The organism is Streptomyces apricus, assembly GCF_008369065.1.
Lineage (GTDB): Bacteria > Actinomycetota > Actinomycetes > Streptomycetales > Streptomycetaceae > Streptomyces > Streptomyces apricus.
The window spans coordinates 342,800-365,866 of sequence record NZ_VDFC01000046.1 but is presented as its reverse complement, the minus strand read 5'-3'; the positions used below and the strand labels follow the sequence as shown (position 1 = coordinate 365,866).

At 74.5% G+C, this 23,067-nt stretch carries 18 protein-coding genes and 1 riboswitch; of the genes, 3 read left to right on the top strand and 15 right to left on the bottom strand.

The annotated features are described in order from the left end of the window. Positions 1-158: 158 nt before the first annotated feature. From cobC to cobM, 5 genes are all read right to left on the bottom strand, one after another. A complete protein-coding gene (gene cobC, locus FGF04_RS21710; protein ID WP_149512977.1) occupies positions 159-1,274 on the bottom strand; it encodes an Rv2231c family pyridoxal phosphate-dependent protein CobC in 1,116 nt (371 codons plus the stop codon). Beyond that, complete coding sequence (locus FGF04_RS21705) at positions 1,264-2,187, bottom strand: sirohydrochlorin chelatase (protein ID WP_149512976.1); 924 nt, start codon at positions 2,185-2,187, stop codon at positions 1,264-1,266. The genes cobC and FGF04_RS21705 overlap by 11 nt, the downstream gene beginning before the upstream one ends. Before the next feature lie 131 nt (positions 2,188-2,318). Further along, positions 2,319-4,016, bottom strand: coding sequence for a precorrin-3B C(17)-methyltransferase (cobJ, locus tag FGF04_RS21700; RefSeq protein WP_149512975.1), 1,698 nt, complete (start codon positions 4,014-4,016; stop codon positions 2,319-2,321). Continuing rightward, complete coding sequence (cbiE, locus tag FGF04_RS21695) at positions 4,013-5,359, bottom strand: precorrin-6y C5,15-methyltransferase (decarboxylating) subunit CbiE (protein WP_235882431.1); 1,347 nt, start codon at positions 5,357-5,359, stop codon at positions 4,013-4,015. Before cbiE ends, cobJ begins: the two co-directional genes overlap by 4 nt. Beyond that, a complete protein-coding gene (cobM, locus tag FGF04_RS21690) occupies positions 5,356-6,174 on the bottom strand; it encodes a precorrin-4 C(11)-methyltransferase (RefSeq protein WP_149512974.1) in 819 nt (272 codons plus the stop codon). The genes cbiE and cobM overlap by 4 nt, the downstream gene beginning before the upstream one ends. A gap of 85 nt (positions 6,175-6,259) precedes the next feature. Here cobM and FGF04_RS21685 point away from each other — a divergent pair, with 85 nt between their 5' ends. Then, positions 6,260-6,988 (top strand): ZIP family metal transporter, encoded by a 729-nt coding sequence (locus tag FGF04_RS21685; RefSeq protein ID WP_149512973.1) that lies wholly within the window; start codon positions 6,260-6,262, stop codon positions 6,986-6,988. A 29-nt stretch (positions 6,989-7,017) separates the two neighbouring features. Here FGF04_RS21685 and cobI read toward each other — a convergent pair whose 3' ends face one another. The 10 genes from cobI to FGF04_RS21635 all read right to left on the bottom strand — a co-directional run bounded on the left by cobI (position 7,018) and on the right by FGF04_RS21635 (position 21,082). Beyond that, positions 7,018-7,770 carry a precorrin-2 C(20)-methyltransferase gene (cobI, locus tag FGF04_RS21680; RefSeq protein WP_149512972.1) on the bottom strand — a complete coding sequence of 251 codons (753 nt, stop codon included), beginning with the start codon at positions 7,768-7,770 and terminating at the stop codon, positions 7,018-7,020. Further along, the gene (locus FGF04_RS21675) at positions 7,767-9,245 is read right to left on the bottom strand and encodes a cobyrinate a,c-diamide synthase (RefSeq protein WP_149512971.1); all 1,479 of its coding nucleotides are present in this window, start codon (positions 9,243-9,245) and stop codon (positions 7,767-7,769) included. The genes cobI and FGF04_RS21675 overlap by 4 nt, the downstream gene beginning before the upstream one ends. Then, complete coding sequence (cobO, locus tag FGF04_RS21670) at positions 9,245-9,844, bottom strand: cob(I)yrinic acid a,c-diamide adenosyltransferase (RefSeq protein ID WP_149512970.1); 600 nt, start codon at positions 9,842-9,844, stop codon at positions 9,245-9,247. Before cobO ends, FGF04_RS21675 begins: the two co-directional genes overlap by 1 nt. Continuing rightward, positions 9,844-11,982: a putative cobaltochelatase gene (locus FGF04_RS21665; RefSeq protein WP_149512969.1), complete on the bottom strand. Its 2,139-nt coding sequence runs from the start codon at positions 11,980-11,982 to the stop codon at positions 9,844-9,846. The genes cobO and FGF04_RS21665 overlap by 1 nt, the downstream gene beginning before the upstream one ends. Before the next feature lie 169 nt (positions 11,983-12,151). After that, positions 12,152-15,817, bottom strand: coding sequence for a cobaltochelatase subunit CobN (gene cobN, locus FGF04_RS21660; protein ID WP_149512968.1), 3,666 nt, complete (start codon positions 15,815-15,817; stop codon positions 12,152-12,154). After that, a complete protein-coding gene (locus FGF04_RS21655; RefSeq protein WP_149512967.1) occupies positions 15,814-17,334 on the bottom strand; it encodes a cobyric acid synthase in 1,521 nt (506 codons plus the stop codon). Before FGF04_RS21655 ends, cobN begins: the two co-directional genes overlap by 4 nt. Further along, positions 17,331-18,287: a cobalamin biosynthesis protein gene (locus tag FGF04_RS21650; protein ID WP_149512966.1), complete on the bottom strand. Its 957-nt coding sequence runs from the start codon at positions 18,285-18,287 to the stop codon at positions 17,331-17,333. Before FGF04_RS21650 ends, FGF04_RS21655 begins: the two co-directional genes overlap by 4 nt. Positions 18,288-18,410: 123 nt before the next feature. Further along, positions 18,411-18,550: riboswitch (cobalamin riboswitch) on the bottom strand. 124 nt (positions 18,551-18,674) lie between these two features. Next, the gene (locus FGF04_RS21645) at positions 18,675-18,896 is read right to left on the bottom strand and encodes a hypothetical protein (protein WP_149512965.1); all 222 of its coding nucleotides are present in this window, start codon (positions 18,894-18,896) and stop codon (positions 18,675-18,677) included. Between the two features lie 11 nt (positions 18,897-18,907). Further along, entirely contained in the window at positions 18,908-20,140 is a 1,233-nt protein-coding gene (locus tag FGF04_RS21640; protein ID WP_149512964.1) for an inorganic phosphate transporter, read from the bottom strand. Positions 20,141-20,338: 198 nt separating this feature from the next. Beyond that, on the bottom strand, positions 20,339-21,082 hold the full coding sequence (locus FGF04_RS21635) for a lysozyme (RefSeq protein WP_149512963.1): 744 nt from the start codon (positions 21,080-21,082) through the stop codon (positions 20,339-20,341). 196 nt (positions 21,083-21,278) lie between these two features. Between FGF04_RS21635 and FGF04_RS21630 the strand changes: the two genes are divergently transcribed. Beyond that, a complete protein-coding gene (locus tag FGF04_RS21630; protein ID WP_149512962.1) occupies positions 21,279-21,998 on the top strand; it encodes a class II aldolase/adducin family protein in 720 nt (239 codons plus the stop codon). A gap of 72 nt (positions 21,999-22,070) precedes the next feature. Beyond that, a partial coding sequence (locus FGF04_RS21625; protein ID WP_149513759.1) for an alpha/beta hydrolase occupies positions 22,071-23,067 on the top strand: 997 nt, incomplete at its 3' end.

Here is a 23,067-nt window from a genome sequence, read left to right as displayed (position 1 = left end):
GGTGGGGGTTGCTCGCGCAGTTCCCCGCGCCCCTGAAAGACGGGGCTGCGCCCCGGTCTTTCATCGGGGGCGGTAGCCCCTGCTTTTAAGGGGCGCGGGGAACTGCGCGAGCAACCCCCACCGGCCCGCAGCCGTAGTCCGCCAGGACCCCGGAGGGGTCAGCCGCCCGTCAGGGTCAAGGACTGGTCCAGGGCCTGGAGGAAGCGGTTGACCGTCGCGCGGTCGCGGACCGCGAGCCGCAGCCAGGTGTCGTCCAGCCCCGGAAACGTGTCACCGCGCCGCACCGCGAAACCCAGCCCCCGCAACCGGGCACGCACGGCCGCCGCCCCGGGCAGGCCGACCAGGACGAACGGCCCCTCGGCGGGCCCGGCGACCCGCACCCCGTCGGACGCGAACTCCGCCAGCCCGGCCACCAGATGGGCCCGGTCCGCGGCCACCCGCTCCGCGGCCCGCGCCTGCTCGGCCAGGGCCCGCGGGCCCATGCACGCCTCCGCGGCGACCAGCGCCGGCGTGGACACCGGCCACAGCGGCTGCCCCCGCTCCAGTTCGGCGATCGTCCCGGGCGCCGCCAGCACGTACCCGATCCGCAGCCCCGCCAGCCCCCACGTCTTCGTGAGGCTGCGCAGCACCACGAGTCCCGGCACGTCGGTGCGCCCGGCGAGGGCCTCCCGTTCGCCCGGCACCGCGTCCATGAACGCCTCGTCGACCACCAGCGTGCGCCCGGGGCGGGCCAGCGCGGTGATCAGGCCGGCCGGATGGAGGACCGACGTGGGATTGGTGGGGTTGCCGATCACGACCAGGTCCGCGTCCTCCGGAACCGCCGACGGGTCCAGGCGGAACCCCTCCTCGGGCCGGAGCAGCACCTGCTCCACCCGGTGCCCCGCGTCCCGCAGCGCCGCCTCCGGCTCGGTGAACTGCGGGTGCACCACCACCGGGCGGCGGACCGACGGCGTACGGGCGAGCAGCACGAACGCCTCGGCCGCCCCGGCCGTGAGCAGCACCCGCTCCACCGGCAGCCCGTGCCGCGCCGCGACCGCGGCCCGCGCGGCCCGCCCGTCCGGATAGGCGGCCAGCCCGCCCAGCGACCCGGCGATGTGCTCGCGCAGCCAGTCGGGGGGAGTGCCGGCCCGGACGTTCACGGCGAGGTCGACCAGCGCCGAACCGTCGTCCCGCACCTCCGCGTCCCCGTGGTGGCGCAGATCGTGCCCCCGGGGCTCCGGCGGCGCCTGCCCGCCGGAGCCCCGGGGGGCGGTCCCGCCGCTGTCAGTGCGCATGCGAGTGCGCGTGGCCGTGGTGGTGACCGTGGTGGTGCCCCTCGTCGTCCGGGTGGAAGTGCGGCTGCTGCGCGGCCCCCACCTTGTCCTCGAAGCCCGGCAGCGCGATGCGGTAGACGCAGGTGTCGCAGTTCATCCGCAGGTCGCCCTCGATCGCCTCCCGGTAGCGCTCCATCACCAGGTCGAGCAGTTCGGGCTCGGGTCCGATGACGTCGGCGGAGAGCACCTCGACCTCCGGGTGCGCCGCCGCCCAGCCCTCGGTCTGCTGCCGGACCCGGTCCGGGAGGATGCCGGTGAACAGGAAGTAGGGCAGCACGACGACCCGCCGCGCGCCGAGCTTCGCACAGCGGTCCAGGCCCGACGGCACGTCCGGCGCGGCCAGCGACACGAACGCCGTCTCCACGCCCGCGTAACCCCGTCCCTCCCACAGCAGCCGCGCCGCCTTGTGGACCTCGGCGTTGGCGTCCGGGTCGGTCGAGCCGCGCCCGACGAGCAGCACGGTCACCCCGGCCCGGTCCTCGGGCGTGCGCACCGAACCGCCCAGCGCCTGGTCCAGCCGCCGCTCCAGCACGGTCAGCAGCGCGGGGTGCGGGCCCAGCGGACGGCCGTAGGTGTACGAGATGCCGGGGTGCCGCTCCTTCTCGCGGGCCAACGCCGCCGGGATGTCGCCCTTGGCGTGCCCGGCGGACACCAGCATCAGCGGGACCGCGGCGAACCGGCGCACCCCCTGGCCGACCAGCTCGGCCACGGCGTCGCCGAGCGGCGGCGGGGAGAGCTCGATGAAGCCGCCGGCCACCGGCAGGCCGGGGTTGCGGCGGCCCAGTTCCCGGACGAAGTCGCGGAACGCCTCGGCTCCGGCATCGTCCCGGGTGCCGTGGCCGGCGATGAGCAGGGCGGGGGCGGGGGTGGTCACGGGTTCTCCTTCAGGTCACGGGTTCTCCTTCAGGGGCGGAACGGTAGGGGCGGGGTGCGCGAGCCGGGTGGAGCGACGCCGCGGCCCGGGGGCGGTTGTCCCGCGAACGGTGTGTCTGCGGTCGGGACGGCTCACCGGGGCTCCTCCTGCCAGCGGTAGCCGCGCGGTGTCACCATGCGGCCGGCGATCTCACGGGTCGCCGTGTTGCCCACGGTCACCACCGTCATCATGTCGACCGTGGCGGGGTCAAGACCCGCGAGGGTGGTGATCCTGCTGGACTCGTCCGGCCGGGAGGCGTTGCGCACGACTCCCACCGGCGTCGCCGGCTCCCGGTGCCCGGCCAGGATCGCGAGCGCCTTGGGCAGCTGCCAGTCCCGGCCCCGGCTGCGCGGGTTGTAGAAGGTGACCACGAGGTCGGCCTCGGCCGCCGCGCGCACCCGGCGCTCGATGACCTCCCACGGCGTGTGCAGGTCGGAGAGGCTGATCGAGACGTGGTCGTGGCCCAGCGGCGCGCCCAGGATCGCCCCGGCCGCGAGCGCGGCGGTCACCCCGGGGACACCGACCACGTCGATGTCGTCGGACGCCTCCGCGAGCGCGGGCGACGCCATCGCGTACACCCCCGCGTCCCCGCTGCCGATGAGCGCGACGGCCTGTCCGCGCCGGGCCTCGGCCACGGCCGTGCGGGCCCGCTCCTCCTCGGCGCCGAGCCCCGACTCCAGGACGCGGGTGCCGGGGCGGAGCAGGTCGCGGATCTGGTCGACGTACTGGTCGAGGCCCACCAGCACGGAGGCCCGCCGCAGCTCGTCCTTGGCGCGGGGGGTGAGCAGGTCACGGGCGCCGGGACCGAGCCCGACCACCGCGAGCCGCCCGCGCGCGGGGCGGCGTACGACGGCGCAGGTGGCCATCGCGGGCCGCGCGGCCGACTTCCGCTTGGGGACCAGCAGTTCGCCGCCGCGCACGAGGGCCGCGGCCTCGGCGACCGAGGGCGTCCCGACGGCGGCCAGCGGCGCGTCCGAGGGGTTCGGCACGGCCACCTCCGCCAGTTCCGCGGCCGGGTACGTCACCAGGGGCACCCCGAGCCGTTCGGCGGCGCCGAGGATGCCGGGCTCGCCGGCCTTCGCGTCGACGGTGGCCAGCTCGGCGACGGACTTCGCCGAGAGCCCGGCATCGCGCAGGGCGTCCTCGACGAGCCCCAGCACCTCGTCCACCGGGGCCCCCTTGGAGGCCCCGACGCCGACGACGAGCGACGGCGGCCGCAGCACGACCTCGCGCGCGGCGGGCCCGACGGCCCGGTCGGTCACCCGGATCGCGTACGCGCCCTCGGCGGCCGGGGTGGGGGAGAGGCCGGGGAGCGGCGGCAGCGGCCAGGCCAGCTCGGCGTGCAGGGCGACGGGTCCCCCGTCCAGCAGGGCCCGTGACACCCCCGCCACGTCGCCCTCCACCGGGAACCCGAGCGTGTCGAGGCCCGGTACGCCGGCCGCGTCGGTGGCGGTCGTCACGACCGGCTCGGCGCCGAGCAGGTCCCCGACCTCGTGGGTGAGTGCGTTGGCCCCGCCGCCGTGGCCGCCGACCAGGGACACCGCGAACCGGCCGCCCTCGTCGACGCAGACGATCCCGGGGTCGGTCGCCTTGTCGGCGAGCAGCGGCGCGACGAGCCGCACCACGGCCCCCGTGGCGAGGAAGCACACGAGCTGCTCGCACTCCGCGAACGCCCGCCGCACGGCGTCCCCCACGGGGCCCTCGTAGACGCGGGTACGGCCGGGCCAGGCCGAGGCCACCCGCCGGGCGCCCGCCGCTCCGGCTGCCGTCGCGGAAATCAGGCCGATCACTGGGAGACTCCTTCATCACTACGGACATCACTGCGCACGTCGCCGGGCGGCTGGGGCCGGGCGCCCCACAGCAGGAACACGGGGTTGGCCGCCGCGAGCCGGGTGACGTCCCCGGGCAGCGGCGCCAGGCGGGACGACTGCAGCAGTACGCCCTCGCAGTCGAATCCGGCCGCCACGAGCGCCGCCCGCACGGCGGGCACCCGGTCGAGCGCGGCCACCGCCACGACGACCGACCGCCGGGCCCGCCGCGCGCAGGCCGTCACGATGGCGGGCAGCTCCCGGCCGCCCCCGCCGACGAACACGGCGTCGGGGTCGGCCAGGCCGGACAGCACGGCCGGCGCGGCCCCGTGCACGACGGCCACGTCGACGCCGTGCGCGGCCGCGTTGGCACGGACCCGCTCCACGCCGTCCCCGGTCTTCTCCACGGCGGTCACGGCGGCGCCGAACCGCGCGCACTCCACCGCGACCGAGCCGGAGCCCGCGCCGACGTCCCACACGTGGTCGCCGAGGCGCGGTCCGAGCCGGGCCAGCGCCAGGGCCCGCACCTCGAACTTGGTGATCATCGAGTCCCGGTGCGCGAACGCGTCCTCGGGCAGGGCCCACCGGGAGGGACCCGGCGGCGGACCGGCGACCGTGCGCACGGGGGACAGGACCCGCGACTCGTCGAGGCACAGCACGACGTTCACCGCCGGTCCCCAGTCGCGTGCGGCGGCCTCGGCGGGTGTGACCCGCTCCACCCGCTCCCGCTGCCCGGCGTCGCCCGACCCGAGCGCCGACGCGACCACGAGGACGCGGCCGCCGGAGCCCGACAGGGCCGCGCCCAGCTCCGCCGGACCCGAGCCGGGGCCGGTCAGCACGGCCACCTTCGGATGCGCCCGGCAGACGTTCACGGCGGTGCGCGGATCACGTCCGTGCGCGCTCACCACCACCGCGTCGTCCCAGGTCAGCCCGGCCCGCGCGAAGGCGGTGGCGACGGACGACACCCCGGGGTGGACGGTCAGCCGGCCGGCCCCGAACCGCTCGGCGAGCGCCCGTACGATCCCGAAGAACCCGGGGTCCCCGGAGGCCAGCACGACCACCTGCCCCGGGCCGGCGGCGTCCTCCTGCGGCCCGGCCTTCTCCAGATGGCGCCCGATCGCGTCCAGGGCGGGCGCCAGCGGTCCCAGGACGATGCGCTCGGCCGTGTCCGGAGGCGCGGCGGCGGCCAGATGGCGCCGGGCGCCCACGACGAGCCCCGCCCCCTCCAGCGCGGCCGCAGCCTCCGGGGGCAGGGGCGCCCCCGTCCCCGTACCCACGACGGTGATCGCGCCGCCGGTCGCGCCGTCGGTCGCATTGCCGGTCACGTGGTGGCACCCCGCGTGCGCAGCGCCTTGCGCGCCTCGGGGTCCGCCTTGCGGAAGCCGTGGAAGTGGCCCGGGTGGTAGAGGTGCGAGCGCGTGCCCCGCGCCTCCAGGGCCGGGCCGACCAGGAACAGCGTGTGCTTCCAGAGCTTGTGCTCCTTGACGGTCTCCTCCAGCGTGCCGATGGTGCACCGCACGATCAGCTCCTCCGGCCAGGTCGCCTGGTAGGCCACCACGACCGGGGTGGAGGTCGGGTAGCCGCCCTCCAGCAGCTCCCGTACCAGCTGACCGCTGCGGGCGGCCGACAGGAACAGGGCCATGGTGGTGCCGTGCCGCGCGAACTCCCGCACCTCCTCGCCCGGCGGCATCGGCGTCTTGCCGCCGCCGAGCCGGGTGAGGATCACGGACTGCGCGACCTCGGGGATGGTCAGCTCGCGCWGCGCGAGCGCGGCCACCGCCGAGAAGGACGAGACGCCCGGCACGATCTCGGTCGCGATGCCGATCTCCGCGCACCGGTCGACCTGCTCCTGCGTACCGCCCCACAGCGCGGGGTCGCCCGAGTGGATGCGGGCCACCCGCAGTCCCTCGGCGGCGGCCCGCTCGTACACCGCGACGACGTCCTCCAGCGACATCGTCGCCGAGTCGAGGACCTCCGCGTCCGTCCGGGCGTGCTCCAGGACCTCCGCCTGCACCAGGCTGGCCGCCCAGATGACGACGTCGGCCTCGGCGATCGCGCGGGCCGCACGGAAGGTCAGCAGGTCTGCGGCGCCGGGACCGGCCCCGACGAAGGTCACCTTGCCGGTGCGGTCATCGGACATGGGACGGTTCCTTTCCGGAAAGCCACGAGGGCTCGGGAGTGCGGCGGACGTGCGGGGAGGCGGGTCGATCGGATAGCAAGGGCACATGGCGGTGTTCGTCGCGCTCGGCGCGTTCCTCATGACGCTGGCCGGCGGCTGGACGGCGCAACGCGTCACCGACCGCCGCCACCTCGTACTCGGCCTGGCCGGCGGCCTGATGCTGGGCGTGGTCGGCCTCGACCTGCTGCCCGAGGCGCTGGAGGCGGCGGACGGGGAGGTCCTCGGCGTACCGGCCGCGCTGCTGCTCTTCGTGGCCGGTTTCCTCGTCGCCCACATGGTCGAACGCCTGCTGGCCGCGCGCCGGGCCTCGCACGGCGGCGGCACGCACGACGGCCGCACGCCCGAGGTGGGCCTGACGGCCGCCGCCGCGATGGTCGGCCACAGCGCCATGGACGGCGTGGCGATCGGCGCGGCCTTCCAGGTGGGCGGCGGCATGGGAGCCGCGGTGGCGGTCGCGGTGATCGCCCACGACTTCGCGGACGGCTTCAACACGTACACGCTCACGACGCTGTACGGGAACGCCCGCCGCAAGGCGGTCGCGATGCTCTGCGCGGACGCCGCGGCCCCCCTGGCGGGCGCCGCCTCGACCCTGCTGTTCACGATCCCCGAACACCTGCTCGGCGGATATCTCGGCTTCTTCGGCGGCGCGCTCCTCTACCTCGCGGCCGCCGAGATCCTCCCCGAAGCCCATCACGACCACCCCGCGCGCTCCACCCTTCTCTGCACGCTCGCCGGAGTGGTCTTCATCTGGCTGGTGGTGGGCATCGCGGAGTGAGAGCGCCCCCGAGGGGGCTCCGGCAAAGGTCACAGCTTGCCGCCGCGCCCGCCGTCGCGCCGGGCGGGCGCGATGAGCGTCGAGAGGTACGGCAGCGGGGCGCCGTCCAGTTCCGCGGCGCCGCTGATCGACTCCTCGGGCAGGCCCAGCGCGGACCCCCACACGGCGTCGTCGAGCCGGCCGGTCTCCCGCAGCGCCGCCGCGACCTCCTGCGCCTGCCGCCCGAACTTGTACGCGACGACGGTCCCGGGCCCGTTCAGGGCGTCCTTGAGGACCCCGGACCCGGCGGTGACGGGCACCAGCGTCAGCGGCTCGGTCCCCTCGGTCAGGACGGCCCCGGACCGGGCGGCGAGGTCCTGCATGGCGGTGATCCCGGGCACGGTCTCGACGAGGGTGCCCGGCACCAGCCGCTGGACGGTCTGCGCGAGATAGGTGAACGTCGAGTACACGTTCGGGTCGCCGATGGTGGCGAAGGCGACGCTGCCGTGCGTGCGCAGCAGCTCGGCGACCCGCTCGCCGGCGACGTCCCAGGCGGCCTCGCGGCGCCCCCGGTCGGAGCGCTCGTTGAGCGCGAACACGACCCGGACGACCTTCTCCCGCTCCACGTAGTGCAGCACGGTGGCTTCGGCGCGCCCGGGCTCACCGCCGTCCGTCCCGTCGGGCGCGGCCATCACGGGCACGACGACGATCGCCGCCGCCCGGAGCCGGTTGACGCCCTTGACGGTCACGAGCTCCGGGTCACCGGGCCCGACCCCGACCCCGATCAGCCTGTTGTCGCTCATGCCGCGCCACACCTCTCCACGAACCGGCGGGCGACGCCGGGAGCGGCCGCCCAATGCGTGTGCAGGTAACTCGCGTGCACACCTTGCTGTACGAAACCTTCGAGCCGCCGCACCGGGGTGCGCATCCCCCAGGCGGCGACGGCCCCCGCGCCCGGCTCGACGACGGTCCGGTGGAACTCGTGCCCGCGCATCCGGCTGCCCGCCTCGGCCAGCACGCTGTCGGACACCGCCACGGCGTCCCGGTACCCGAGCGTCAGCCGCTCGTCCATCCGGGCCGAGACGTCGAGGACCCCGCACATCGGCAGCGAGTCGAGCTCACGGCSGAGGTAGAGCAGCCCCGCGCACTCGGCGGCGACCGGCGCCCCGCTCCCGGCCAGCGCGGCCACGGCCTTGCGCAACGGCTCGTTGGCGGACAGCTCGGCCCCGTACACCTCGGGAAACCCGCCCCCGATCACCAGCCCCCGCGTCCCGTCGGGCAACTGCTCGGCCTCCAACCCGTCGGGCACCTGCTCGTCCTCCAACGGATCGAACAGCACGACATCCGCCCCGGCGCCCCGCAACAACTCGACCTGCTCCGCATAGGAAAAACTGAAGGCGGCCCCACCGGCAACGGCGACGACGGGGGCTTGTTCTTTCAGCCCGTCCGGCGTTTGAGGACGGGGCCGTTCAGGCCGGTGCGGGGGTCTGGGGGCGGCAGCCCCCAGGGACGGGACGGGAAGGGGCGGCGGGGGCGAGGAAACAAGCGCCTCACCCGCATCCCAAGCCGCACCCTCCAGGCCCCCGGCGCTGCGAGCCAACGCGAGCAGCGCCTCCAGATCACACCCTTCCCGCACCTGCGCAGCCATCGCCGCAACAGCCTCGACAGCGTCAGCCCGCCGCTCGGCAACAGGAACCAGCCCCAGATGCCGCGAGGGCGTGACGACCTGCGGAGCCCGCCGCAGAACCCCCAGCACGGCCACCCCCGACTGATCCAGCGCCTCCCGCAACAACGCCTCGTGCCGCTCGGACCCGACCTTGTTGAGGATCACCCCGCCGATCCGCACCTCCGGATCCCAGGACGCGAACCCGTGCACGAGCGCCGCCACCGACCGCGACTGCGAGGAGGCGTCGACGACCAGCACCACGGGCGCCCGCAGCAGCTTCGCCACGTGCGCGGTGGAGGCCAGCTCCCCTTCCCCCGCGGCCCCGTCGAACAGTCCCATCACGCCCTCGACGACGGCGAGGTCGCACCCCCGCGCCCCGTGCGCGAACAGCGGCGCGACCAGCTCCGCCCCGCACAGGTACGCGTCGAGGTTGCGCCCCACCCGCCCGGTGGCGAGCGCGTGGTACCCGGGGTCGATGTAGTCGGGCCCCACCTTGTGCGGGGACACGGCGAGCCCCCGCGAGGCGAACGCGGCCATCAGCCCGGTGGCGACGGTGGTCTTGCCGCTGCCCGAGGAGGGCGCGGCGACGACCAGCCGGGGGACGGAGGACATCACCACTCGATGCCCCTCTGCCCCTTCTGGCCGGCGTCCATCGGGTGCTTGACCTTGGACATGTCGGTCACCAGGTCGGCGGCTTCGACGAGCTTCTCCGGAGCGTTGCGCCCGGTGATCACGACGTGCTGGGTCCCGGGCCGGTCCCGCAGGACGGCGACCACCTCGTCGACGTCCACCCACCCCCAGTGCATGGGGTACGCGAACTCGTCGAGCACGTACAGCTTGTACGTCTCGGCGGCGAGGTCCCGCTTGACCTGCTCCCAGCCCTCGCGGGCCTTCTCCTCGTTGTCGAGCTGCGCGTCGCGCTGCACCCACGACCAGCCCTCGCCCATCTTGTGCCAGGCGACGGACCCGCCCTCGCCGCTGGCCCCGAGGACGCGCAGCGCGTTCTCCTCGCCGACCTTCCACTTCGCGGACTTGACGAACTGGAACACCCCGATGGGCCACCCCTGGTTCCAGGCGCGCAGCGCGAGCCCGAAGGCGGCGGTGGACTTGCCCTTGCCGATCCCGGTGTGCACGACGACGAGCGGCCGGTTGCGCCGCTGACGGGTCGTCAGCCCGTCCTCGGGCACGACACTCGGCTGTCCCTGCGGCATTACGCGGCCCTCCTGCCGTCGTTCCTGCTGTCGCCCCGGTGATTGCCCCGGACGTCCCTGACCAGCCCGGCGATCGAGTCGGCCCGCAGCTCGTCGAGCGTCACCGCGGTCCCGCCGAGCTCGCCCGCGAGCTGCCCCGCGAGCCCGAGCCGTACGGGCCCCGACTCGCAGTCGACGACCACGGAGGCGATCCCCTCGGCGGCGAACAGCCGGGCGGCCCGCCCGGCGAGCGCCACCGGCTCGGGGCCGCCGGTGGCCCGCCCGTCCGTCACCAGCACCACCAGCGCGCGCCGCGCCGGATCGCGCAGCCGCTCCACCCGCAGCACGTCGTGCGCCTTCAGCAGCCCGGCCGCGAGCGGCGTACGCCCGCCGGTGGGCAGCGACTCCAGCCGCACCGCGGCCGCGTCGACCGACGACGMGGGCGGCAGCGCCACCTCGGCCGCGGAGCCGCGGAAGGTCACGAGCCCCACCTTGTCCCGCCGCTGGTAGGCGTCCAGGAGCAGGGACAGCACCGCGCCCTTCACGGCGCTCATCCGCTGCCGGGCCGCCATCGACCCGGAGGCGTCCACGACGAACAGCACGAGGTTGCCCTCGCGGCCCTCGCGGGTGGCCTGCCGCAGGTCGTCCCGGCGGACGACGAGCCCGGGCCCGGACCGCCCGCGGGCCCGCTGGTGCGGGGCCGCGGCCTGCACGGTCGCGGCCAGGTGCAGCTTGGTGAGCGCGCCGCGCGGGCGGCGCGCCCCGGTGGTGCGGCCGTGCTCGGTCCGGGCCCGCGAGCGCCGCCCGGCGGCCCCCTCGCCCAGCCCCGGCACGCTCAGCACCTTCGTGCGGAAGGGCTCGGCGGCCCGTACGGGGGACTGCTCGCCGGCGCCGGGGGACGGCGCCCGCCCGTTCTCGGAGGACTCGGACGGCTCGGACGGCCCGGCGGGCCCGCCCTGCGGGGGCACCTCACCGGAACCCTCCGCGTCGCTCCCGTCACCGCCGCCGTCACCGCCGTCGTCGGGCCCGTCCTGCGGAGGCCGCCCACCGCCGGGCCCGTCCGGATCCGGGTCGGGCTCGTCGTCACCGGAGCCGTCGGAACCGTCGGAACCGTCCCGTCCCTCGGGGCCGCTCGCCCCGTCGTCCCCGCCCCCGAACTCCTCCAGCGTCTCGTCGAGCTTGTCCTCGTCCAGGCCCGGCGCGTCGAACGGGTTGCGCCGCCGCCGGTGCGGCAGCGCGAGGAGCGCGGCCTGTCGCACGTCCTCGGCCAGCACCACGGTCCGCCCCGCCCACGCGGCCAGCGCCGTCGCGGTCCTGGCCATCACGATGTCGGCCCGCATACCGTCCACCTCGAACGCCGCGCAGGTCGCCGCGATCTGCCGCAGCGCGCCGTCGCCGAGCCGCACCGAGGGCAGCAGGTCCCGCGCGGCCGTGATCCGGGCCCGTACGGCCGACTCCTCGTCGGCCCAGCGCGCCGCGAACCCCTCCGGGTCGTCGTCGTACGCGAGCCGCCGCCGGACGACCTCCACCCGCTGGTCGGGCTCGCGCGAGGCCGCGACCTCGACGGTCAGCCCGAACCGGTCGAGCAACTGCGGCCGCAGCTCGCCCTCTTCGGGGTTCATGGTCCCGACGAGCAGGAACCGCGCGGCGTGCCGTACGGAGACGCCCTCGCGCTCCACGTACGAGGCGCCCATCGCGGCCGCGTCGAGCAGCAGGTCGACCAGGTGGTCGTGGAGGAGGTTGACCTCGTCCACGTACAGGATGCCGCGGTGGGCGTCGGCCAGCAGGCCGGGCTCGAAGGCCTTCACGCCCTCCGCGAGCGCCCGCTCGATGTCGAGCGCGCCGACCAGGCGGTCCTCGGAGGCGCCGACGGGCAGCTCGACCATCCGGGCCGGCCGGGAGACCCCCGGGCCCACCTCGTGCGGGCCGTCCGGGCACGCCGGGTCGGGCGCGTCCGGCGCGCAGGAGAACCGGCACCCCGCGACGACGTCGACCTGCGGCATCAGCGCCGACAGGGCGCGCACGGCCGTGGACTTGGCGGTGCCCTTCTCGCCGCGGACGAGCACGCCGCCCACGGCCGGGGACACCGCGTTCAGCAGCAGCGCGAGCCGCAGGTCGTCCTGGCCGACCACGGCCGTGAACGGGAACGGGGTACTCACGCCGGAATCACTCCTCCGAGTGGCTGGTGCGAAGACTGTGCGCTGTCGGCTGCGCCGACTGTCAGGCTGTGACTGCAGTCCCTGCTGACGCGGGGATGATCCGAAGTCGAACCCGTGGGCACTGCGTGGAATGACTTGGTCCCCGCCAACGCGGGGGTTCGGACGGAGTTCACTCGTCCCCCTCCAGATCTCCCTCAAGTTCGAGGTAGGTTGCCCGGAGCCGGTCCAGGGTCTCCTGGTCCGGCTCCGCCCACAGTCCGCGGTCCGCCGCCTCCAACAGCCGTTCCGTGATGCCGCGCAAGGCCCAGGGGTTGGACTTCCGCATGAACTCCTGGTTCTCCGGCGAGAAGACGTACTCCGCGCTGAGCTTCTCGTACATCCAGTCGTCGACGACGCCGGCCGTGGCGTCGTAGCCGAAGAGGTAGTCGACGGTGGCCGCCATCTCGAAGGCGCCCTTGTAGCCGTGCCGCCGCATCGCCGCCATCCAGCGCGGGTTGACCACCCGGGCGCGGAACACCCGGTGGGTCTCCTCGCCGAGCGTGCGGGTCTTGATCTGGCTGGGCACGGCCGAGTCGCCGACGTACGCCTCGGGGCTGGTGCCCGTCAGGTGGCGCACCATGGCGACCATGCCGCCGTGGTACTGGAAGTAGTCGTCGGCGTCGACGAGGTCGTGCTCGCGGGTGTCGACGTTCTTCGCCGCGACGGCGATCCGCCGGAACGCGGTCTCCATGTCGCCGCGCGCGGCCCGCCCTTCGAGCCCCTGCCCGTATGCGTAGCCGCCCCAGACCGCGTACACCTCGGCGAGGTCGGCGTCCGAGCGCCAGTTGCGCGCGTCGATGAGGGGGAGCAGGCCCGCCCCGTACGCGCCGGGCTTCGAGCCGAAGATACGGGCCGTCGCGCGCCGCCGGTCGCCGTGCTCGGCGGTGTCCTCGTCGGCGTGCGCGCGCACGTAGTTGAGGTCGGCGGGCTCGTCCAGCTCGGCCACCGCCCGCACCGCGTCGTCCAGCAGCCCGATCACGTGCGGGAAGGCGTCGCGGAAGAAGCCGGAGATGCGGACCGTGACGTCGATGCGCGGCCGGCCCAGCTCCTCAAGGCCCACGACCTCGAAGCCGGTGACGCGCCGCGAGGCGTCGTCCCACACGGGCCGGCAGCCCAGCAGCGCCAGGATCTCCGCGATGTCGTCGCCCTGGGTGCGCATGGCGGAGGTGCCCCACACGGTGAGCCCCACGGACTTCGGGTACGCGCCGGTGTCCTGGAGGTAGCGCTGCACGAGCGAGTCGGCGAGCGCCTGCCCGACCTCCCAGCTCAGCCGGGACGGGATGGCCTTGGGGTCGACGGAGTAGAAGTTGCGGCCGGTCGGCAGGACGTTGACGAGTCCGCGCGTCGGCGAGCCCGAGGGCCCCGAGGGGATGTAACCGCCCTCCAGGGCGTGCAGGATGTGGTCGATCTCGTCCGTCGTGCGGGCCAGGCGCGGCACCACCTCCCGGCACGCGAACTCCAGCACCGCGACGGCGTCGGGGAGTTCGGTGCCCAGCACCTCGCGCACGAGCGCGGGCACGGCCGCGGCGTCCCAGCCGCGCTCCTCCATGCCCTCCGCGACCCGCCGGCACAGCTGCTCCAGCAGGTCGACCGCGTCGGCGGCCGTCCGCGCGGGCCCGGCCACCAGGTCGCTCAGCTCCACCGGCACCTTCAGCGGCGCGCCGGGCTCGGCCAGCAGCTCCTTCTCCACCAGGCCGAAGTGCTCGGCGAGACAGGCCCGCAGGCCCGGCAGCGCGTTCGCCGCGCCGCCCCACACCTGCGAGGCGCGCAGCACGGCCAGCACGAGGTTCACCCGCGCCTCGGCCTCGGGGCCGCCGCCGAGGATGTGCAGCCCGTCGCGGATCTGCACGTCCTTGATCTCGCACAGGTAGCCGTCGATGTGCATCACGAACTCGTCGAACGCGCCGTCGTCCGGCTGCTCGTCGACGTGCAGGTCGTGGTGGAGCTCGGCGGCCTTCACCAGCGTCCAGATCTGGGCGCGCACGGCCGGCGCCTTCGCCGGGTCCAGGTCGGACACCAGCGCGTACTCGTCGAGGAGCTGCTCCAGCTTCGCGAGGTCGCCGTAGGTGTCCGCGCGGGCCATCGGCGGCACCAGGTGGTCGACGATCGTGGCGTGCCCGCGGCGCTTGGCCTGGGTGCCCTCGCCGGGGTCGTTGACGATGAAGGGGTAGACCAGCGGCAGGTTGCCGAGGACCGCGTCGGGCGCGCAGCCGCCGCTGAGGCCGAGGCCCTTGCCGGGCAGCCACTCCATCGTGCCGTGCTTGCCCATGTGCACGATCGCGTCCGCGCCGAAGCCGCCCTGTGCCGTGGCGTTCTCCAGCCAGCGGTAGGCCGCCATGTAGTGGTGCGAGGGCGGCATGTCGGGGTCGTGGTAGATCGCGATGGGGTTCTCGCCGAAGCCGCGCGGCGGCTGGATCATCACGACGACGTTCCCGAACTGCAGGGACGCCAGCACGATGTCGTCGCCGTCCACGTACAGGGAGCCCGGCGGCTCGCCCCACGCCTCCAGCATGCCCTCGCGCAGCGCGGGGTCGAGCCGGTCGAACCAGGCCCGGTAGTCGGCCAGCGGTACGCGGGCGGGGGCGGCGGCGAGCTGGTCCTCGGTGAGCCACTCGACGTCGTGGCCGCCGGCCTCGATGAGCCGGTGGATCAGCTCGTCGCCGTTGTCCGGGTAGCCCTCGACGGCGTATCCGGCGTCCCGCAGCGCGTCCAGGAGCCGGACCGCCGAGGCGGGGGTGTCCAGGCCGACCGCGTTGCCGACCCGGGAGTGCTTGGTCGGGTAGGCGGTGAAGACGACCGCGAGCTTCTTCTCGGCGTTCGGCTTGTGGCGCAGCCGGGCGTGGCGCACGGCGATCCCGGCGACGCGCGCGGCCCGCTCGGGGTCGGCGACGTACACCGGCACGTCGTCGGGGCCCTGCTCCTTGAAGGAGAACGGGACCGTGATCAGCCGTCCGTCGAACTCGGGGATGGCGACCTGCATCGCCGCGTCCATGGGGGACAGGGCGGCGTCGGAGGCCTCCCAGGCCGCCTTCGACGTCGTCAGGCACAGCCCCTGCAGGAAGGGGATGTCGAGGCTCTGGAGGGCGCTGATGTCCCACGCCTCCTCGTCGCCGCCCGCGGACGCCTCGGAGGCGTGCGTGCCGCCGGAGGCGAGGACGGTGGTGATCAGCGCGTCCGCGCCGTCGAGCAGCGCGTACAGGTCGGGTCCGGCGCCGCGCAGCGAACCGCTGTACACGGGCAGGGCGTTGGCGCCCTGGGCCTCGATCGCCGCGCAGAGGGTGTCCACGAAGGCGGTGTTGCCGCTCAGCTCGTGGGCGCGGTAGTAGAGCACGGCGACGGTCGGGCGGTCCGGGTCGGCCACCGGCTCGCCGTGGACGCCGAACTCCGGCATCCGCCGCGGCGCATCGAAGCCCTCGCCGGTGACCAGCACGGTGTCGGAGAGGAAGCGGGTCAGCTCGGCCAGGTTCTCCGGGCCGCCCTCGACGAGGTAGCGCAGCGCCTCCGCGACCACGCCGGCGGGTACGGACGACTCGGCCATCAGCTCCGCGTCGGGCACGGCCTCGCCGCCGAGCAGCACGGTCGGGATGCCGGACGCCTTGAGGAAGGCGAGCCCGTCCTCCCAGGCGCGCTTGCCGCCGAGCAGCCGGACGACCGCGAGGTCCGCGCCCGCCACCAGCGCGGGCAGCTCCTGCGTGACGTCCACGCGGGTCGGATTGCCGATCCGGTAGGCGGCGCCGGAGGCACGGGCCGCCAGCAGGTCCGTGTCGGCGGTCGACAACAACAACACTGTGCTCATGCGGGCGCTCCCGGTGGGATGAAAGGCAGTCCTGTCGGCGCGCCGGACTCGATGAGCCGCCACAGCGCGTCCGTGTCCACGTGTTCCTCGATCAGATCGCCGAGCCGGTCCAGCTGCGCCTCGCGCAGCCCGGCGAACGACGTGCCGGGGGCCGGTACGAAGCGGCGCCCCGCGGCGGCGGCCACCTCGCGCAGGAAGGCACGCCGGAAGCCGTCCGACTCCAGGGAGCCGTGCCAGTGCGTGCCCCAGACCTGGCCGACCCGGCAGCCGTCCAGGAAGGGGGTGCCGCCGGTCACCTCGGCGACCCCGTGGTGGATCTCGTACCCCTCGACGGGTTCGCCGAGGGCCGTGCCGACGGGCCGGGCGAGGGTCTTCTCCCGCGCGAACCGCACGCGCACGGGCAGGAGCCCGAGCCCGTCGACGGCGCCGGCCCTCGACTCGACCTCGTCGTCGATGTGCTCGCCGAGGAGCTGGAAGCCGCCGCAGATACCCAGCACGGGCCGCCCCTCGACGGCCCGGCGCAGCAGGGCGTCGGCGAGGCCGCGCCGCCGCAGCCACTCCAGGGCCCGGACCGTGCCGCGGGTGCCGGGCACGACGACCAGGTCGGCGTCGGCCAGCTCCTCGGCCCGGTCCACGAACCGCACGACGACACCCGGTTCGGCGGCGAGCGCGTCCAGGTCGGTGAAGTTGGACATCAGCGGGACCGCGCAGACGGCGACCCGCAGGATGTCCTCGCCGACGGGCGCGGACACCTCGGACTCGCGCACCGGGGCGCGCAGCGACACCGCCATCCCGTCCTCCTCGTCGATGCCGAGCCCCTGCCGGTACGGCAGCACGCCGTAGGTGTGCCGCCCGGTGAGGCCGCGCAGCATGTCGAGGCCCGGTTCGAGCAGGGAGACGTCCCCGCGGAACTTGTTGACCAGGAACCCGGCGACGAACTCCTGGTCCTCGCGCGAGAGCAGCGCCACCGTCCCGAAGAAGGAGGCGAAGACCCCGCCGCGGTCGATGTCGCCGACGACGAGCACGGGCAGTCGCGCGGTGCGCGCGATCCCCATGTTCACGATGTCCGTCCGCCGCAGGTTGATCTCGGCGGGACTGCCGGCCCCCTCACAGATCACCGCGTCATACGTGCCCCGCAACTCGGCCAGGCAGTCCAGGACGGTCCCGAGCAGCGCCTCCTGGCGTCCGCCGTGGTAGCCGCGCGCACTCATCTCGCCCACCGGCCTGCCCATCAGGACGACCTGGCTGCTGCGGTCGCTGCCCGGCTTGAGCAGCACGGGGTTCATGAGCGCGGTGGGCTCCACCCGGGCGGCCTGCGCCTGCATGGCCTGCGCGCGCCCGATCTCGGCGCCCTCCCGCGTCACGAACGAGTTCAGCGACATGTTCTGCGCCTTGAAGGGCGCCACCTTCACGCCCTGCCGCACCAGCCACCGGCAGATCCCGGCGGTCACGACGCTCTTGCCCGCGTCGGAGGTGGTCCCGGCGACGAGCAGCCCTCCGCCCGGCCCGCGCTTCATGGCGTACGTCCTTTCCCGGCGAGCGAGGTGACGAGCAGGCGGCCGGCGGCACTCACGGCCAGGGCGAGCAGGCCCACCCGCCGGGAGAGGCGGACGGCCCGCTCGATGTCCGCGACGCGCACGGCCCGCCCGGAGCCGTTGAGCACGGGCCGGTGCTCGACCCGTCCCGCGTAGGAGAGCGTCCCGCCCAGCCGTACCCCGAGCGCGCCCGCGAAGGAGGCCTCGACGGGCCCGGCGTTGGGACTCGGATGCTTCCCGGCGTCCGCACGCCAGGCGCGGACGGCCCCGCGCGGATCACCGCCGGCGACGGCCGCGAGGACGGCCGTCAGCCGTGCCCCGGGCCACCCGGCGACGTCGTCGAGCCGGGCGGAGGCCCAGCCGTACCGCCGGTAGCGGGGCGACTTGTGGCCGACCATGGCGTCCAGCGTGTTGACGGCCCGGAACCCGACCAGGCCGGGCACGCCCGCGACCGCGCCCCACACCAGGGCGCCCACGACGGCGTCGGAGGTGTTCTCGGCGACCGACTCGACCACGGCCCGGGCGATCCCGTCGGCGTCCAGCGCCTGCGGGTCGCGTCCGCACAGGTGCGGCAGCCGCTCCCGGGCGGCGTCGACGTCCCCGGCGGCCAGCGCGCCGCCGACGGCCCGGGCCTCGCGCCCCAGCGAGGTCCCCCCGACGACGGCCCAGGTGGCGGCGGCGGTCAGCGCGACGGAGGCGGCGGGGGAGGTGCGGACACGGCGTCCGGCGGCCACGGCGAGGGCGACGGCGCCGCCCGCGCACACGGCGGTGTGCAGGGCGCCCCACCCGCGGTGGTCGCGCCACAGGACCCGTTCCACGGCGCCCGCGGCCCGGCCGAACGCGGCGACCGGGTGCCCTCGGCGGGGATCGCCGAGCAGCAGGTCACCGAGGAGACCGGCGGCGGCGCCGTACGCGAAGACGCGATCGGCACGCATGGTTCAGCCCGCCGCTACGTGGGGCGGAACTCTCGTACCCGGCACCCTGGTAGGGGGCGCAGTGGTCCACAACACGCGGCCGCGCATGGCGATATGTCCTCACTCAGGGTGTCCACGCCCTGGTTCGACGAGACCGACGACGAGAGTTCCTGGCTCCCGGGGACGGACTCCCCGGTAACAGTGGCGGGACCGCGCCGGATTCTCACCGGCTTCCTCTCCTGCCGTCGTACATGGCCCCGGCAGTCCACCACGCCCCGAGAACACGCGTCAACTTGCCGTTGACCTGCGAAGGAGGAGTGTGCTGAGGCCCACACGGGGACGCGGCACGGCCCCGCCCACCAGGAGGTCGACGGGGCCGTGCCGCGCTGAACGGGCGTGCCGCGGGTGTCAGGCGACGATCAGGTAGATGCCGTACGCCACGGCCGCCGCGCAGGCGGCGAAGCAGGCGTACGCGCCCGTGACCGCGAGGGTCGCGGAGTCGCCCTGCGCGGAGGCCGTCTCGCGCTTGGAGAGGCCGACGATGCCGAGGGTGAAGAGACCCACGAGGGCGACGGTGGCGATGAGGCTGACTCCGAACACGGAGCCGAGGGCTGCCCAGTCGATCTTCATGTGTGCGTTCCTTACACCGTGGCCGGACGGGCGGGCTCGGCGTCCGGGCCCGGGATGGTGGTCTTCAGGTCGTCGCCCGCGACGGGGCCCGCGGGCGGCGGCGTGACGGCGGCGATCGCGGTGGTGACGACGCCGGCGGGCTCGTGGTCGTCGTTGACGTTGTCGACGGTGACCGGCTGGCGGCGGGACAGCGTCCAGATGACCGCGGAGCCGGCGATGAGCAGCGCGCCGGTGAGGATGATGCCCCACGTGCCCTGCTTGGTGAGGAACTCGGCGCCCGCGCCGACCAGACCGGCCGCCGGGAGCGTGAGGCCCCAGGCGACGAACATGCGGGTCGCGGTCGACCAGCGGACGACACCGCCCTTGCGGCCGAGCCCGGAGCCCATCACGGCGCCGGAGCAGGACTGGGTGGTGGAGAGGGAGAAGCCCAGGTGCGAGGAGGCCAGGATGACCGTCGCGGCGCTGGTCTGGGCGGCGAAGCCCTGCGGCGGCGCGAGGTCGGTGAGGCCCTTGCCCATGGTGCGGATGATGCGCCAGCCGCCCAGGTAGGTGCCGAGCGCGATGGCGACACCGGCCGAGACGATGACCCACAGGGGAGGGTTGGCGCCGGGCGCGAGCACCCCGCCGGTGACCAGGGCCAGGGTGATGATGCCCATGGTCTTCTGCGCGTCGTTCGTGCCGTGGGCGAGCGAGACCAGGCCCGCGGAGGTGATCTGGCCCGCGCGGTAGCCCTTGGAGGTCGCCTTCTCACCGGCCTGCCGGCTGATGCGGTACGTCAGCCGGGTGGCGAGCATCGCGGCGATGCCGGCCACCACGGGGGCGGCGACCGCGGGGATGAGGACCTTGGTGATGACGGTCGAGCCGTTCACCGACGACCAGCCCGCCGACATCACCGCGGCGCCGATGAGGCCGCCGAAGAGCGCGTGGGAGGAGCTGGAGGGCAGACCCAGGAGCCAGGTCAGCAGATTCCACAGAATGGCGCCGACGAGCGCCGCGAAGATCACTTCGGTGCGGATCCCCTCCTCGTTGATGAGGCCCCCGGAGATCGTCTTGGCGACCTCCACGGAGAGGAACGCACCGACGAGGTTCAGCACGGCGGACATGGCCACCGCCGTCTTGGGCTTGAGAGCGCCGGTCGAGATGGTCGTCGCCATCGCGTTGGCAGTGTCGTGGAAACCGTTCGTGAAATCGAACACGAGAGCGGTGACGATCACGATTCCGAGGAGGAGCGTGATGTGTTCCATTTACCCAGGCTTCTGTTGGACGTCAGTGGCACGGTGAACGTAGGCAACCTGGATGAACGGAAGATGAACTGAGTCGGGCGGTGCGGTGACCCGATCGGATTGCCGCCACTCCGCTTGTGTCGAAGTGGCGGCGCGTGTCCTCGAACGGAGCGTGCATACGCTCGAACAGAGCCGGAATTTCGGGTTCCGCTCTTCCGGTCAGCCCTTCGCGAAGCGCTTCAGCTGGGACAGGGAGCCGTTGAAGAGATTCTGGTCACCCGGGAGGCTGCCGCCGTTGTCGTACTGCCAGAAGGTCCAGAACTTCCAGCCCGCGGGCAGCGGTCCCGGGGACGCACTGTAGCGGGCCAGCCACAGCGCATGGTTCGAGGCGAAGGCGGCGCTGTTGCCCGTGCACGCCTTCCACCAGTTGTGATTGGTGTAGATGACGGGTCGGCGTCCGGTCTGCCGCCGCACCTCGTTGCTGAAGGCCCTGATCCAGCCGACCATCGCGCTCCTGCTCAGCCCGTAGCACTTCTTCTTCTTGTCGTACGGGTTGTACTCGATGTCCAGCGCCGGCGGCAGGGTCCAGCCGTCCGCCCGCCAGCCGCCGCCGTTGCGCACGAAGTACGCGGCCTGCTTCGTGCCCGAGGACCGGTTCGGCAGCGCGAAGTGGTAGGCGCCGCGGATGATGCCCGCGTTGCGCGCGCCGTTGTACTGCTGTTTGTAGTACGGATTGCGGTACGTGAGCGACTCGGTCGCCTTCACGTAGACGAACCTGGCGCCCTTGCTCCGGGCGCCCGACCAGTTCACGTTCTTCTGGTGCGAGGAGACGTCGTGCCCTCTCGGCCCGGCCGCGGCCGATGCCGGTACTTCGAGGAGGGCGGTGCCGCCGAGCGCCAGCGCCGCCACGGAGGCGGCGACGAGGTGGACGCGCTGACGGGACGGTGTGCGATCACGAGCCATGTTTCCCCCGGAACGGCGACGTGCACGACACATCCCCCCCGAGGGTACGAGAGGGCCCCCGGAAGTCCGCCGCACGTCGGTCATTCACTGTCGGTGGTGTTTTTGTCCTTGTATATGACCTTTCGGACGTTCGGGTTCCGCCCTACAGTGACCTCGCCCGAACGGAGCAGCGGCGATCGGCTGACAGGATCACGGCATGGCTGAGCAGCGGCGGGACGCGGGAGACGGACGGGACGCGGGCGAGGCGGACGGGCCCCGGGCCGAACGGGCACGGACGCGGTCGCTGGAACGGGCGTGGGAGGACCTCGTGGCGACGGCCCGCCGGACGGTGGCCGACGGCCTGGTCGTGGGCACGTCCGGCAACGTGTCCGTGCGCGTGGACGACACCGTGCTGGTCACACCGAGCGGGGTCCCCTACGACCGGCTGACGCCCGGGGACCTCTGCGGGGTCTCCCTCGACGGCCGGCGCGTGCTCGGGTCGCTCGTCCCGACGAGCGAACTGCCCATGCACCTCGCCGTCTACCGCTCCACCGGCGCCCGCGCCGTCGTGCACACCCACGCCGTGCACGCCACGGCCGTCTCCACCCTCGTCACCGAGCTGCCGCTCGTCCACTACATGGCGGCCGCCCTCGGCGGACCGGTCCGCGTCGCGCCCTACGCCGCCTACGGCACGCAGAAGTTGGCCGAGAACATGCTCGGGGCCCTGCGCGACCGCACCGCCTGTCTGCTGCGCAACCACGGGACCCTCGCCCACGGCGCCACCCTCGACCAGGCCTACGACCGCACGGCCCAGCTCGAATGGATGTGCCGCGTATGGCTCACCGCCTCGTCCGTCCCCGGTCTCGCCCCCGCTCTGCTGACCGAGGCACAAGTGGCCGAAGTGGGGGAACGGTTGAAGGGGTACGGCCAGCCCTGACACCGACCCGACCGCATCCGCCGCACCGTCCTTCCGCTGGCCGACGGACGGCTCGCTCAGGAGACTGGACCCGTGCGCACCGTGAAGCCGACCACCGCAGCCCTCACCACCGCCCTCACCGTGGCCGTAGCCGGCGCGGCCGGCGTCGCGGCGGGCCGTCTGGCCAGTGACGCCGCCCTCAAGGCGGAGCCGGGCCGGCCGCTGCCCACCGAACCGCTCCTCACCGTGCACGCCACGGCGGCCGGCCGGGTCGCCCTGACCCGCTCCCTCGCCTCGCTGCGCCCCGGTGTGTACGGGCTGAGCGGCGATCGCGGCCACGCCGTCGTCGGCCCGCTCCTGACCGGCGCCCCGCACACCGCCGACACGGTGGTGCGCCGGCTGGAGCGCGTCACCCGCGGCACGCTGGAGCCGGGCGACAAGGTCCGGCTCACCCCCGCCGTGCACACCGGCGACCCGGGCACCGCCCTGGGGCTCGACCACACCGACGTGGAGATTCCGGGCGACCTGGGGTCCCTGCCCGCGTGGCTCGTGCCCGCCTCCCGCGACGTCTGGGTGATCACCGCGCACGGCCTCGGCGCCACCCGCGAACACCCCATGAACGTCATGCGGTTCCTGAACGGCCTGGAGCTCCCCGTCCTCGCGCTCTCCTACCGCGGGGACACCGGGGCGCCCCGCTCCCGGGGCGGACTGCACCACCTCGGCGAGACCGAGTGGCACGACCTGGACGCGGCCGTCCGCTTCGCCGTGCGGCACGGCGCCAAGAGCGTCGTCCTGCACGGCTGGTCCACCGGCGCCACCATGGCGCTGCGCACCGCCGAGCGCTCCGCGCGGCGCGACCGGATCTCCGGGCTCGTCCTGGACTCGCCGGTCCTCGACTGGGAGACCACGCTGCGCGCCCTCGCCACCGCCCGCCGCACCCCCGGCCCGCTGCTGCCGCTGGCCGTGCGCGCCGCCCAGGGCCGTACGGGACTCGGCACCGAGGGCCTGCGCAGCGCCGCCGACCCGGCGGCGCGGCTGACGGTGCCGACGCTCGTCCTGCACGGCCCCGACGACACCGTCGCCCCCTGGG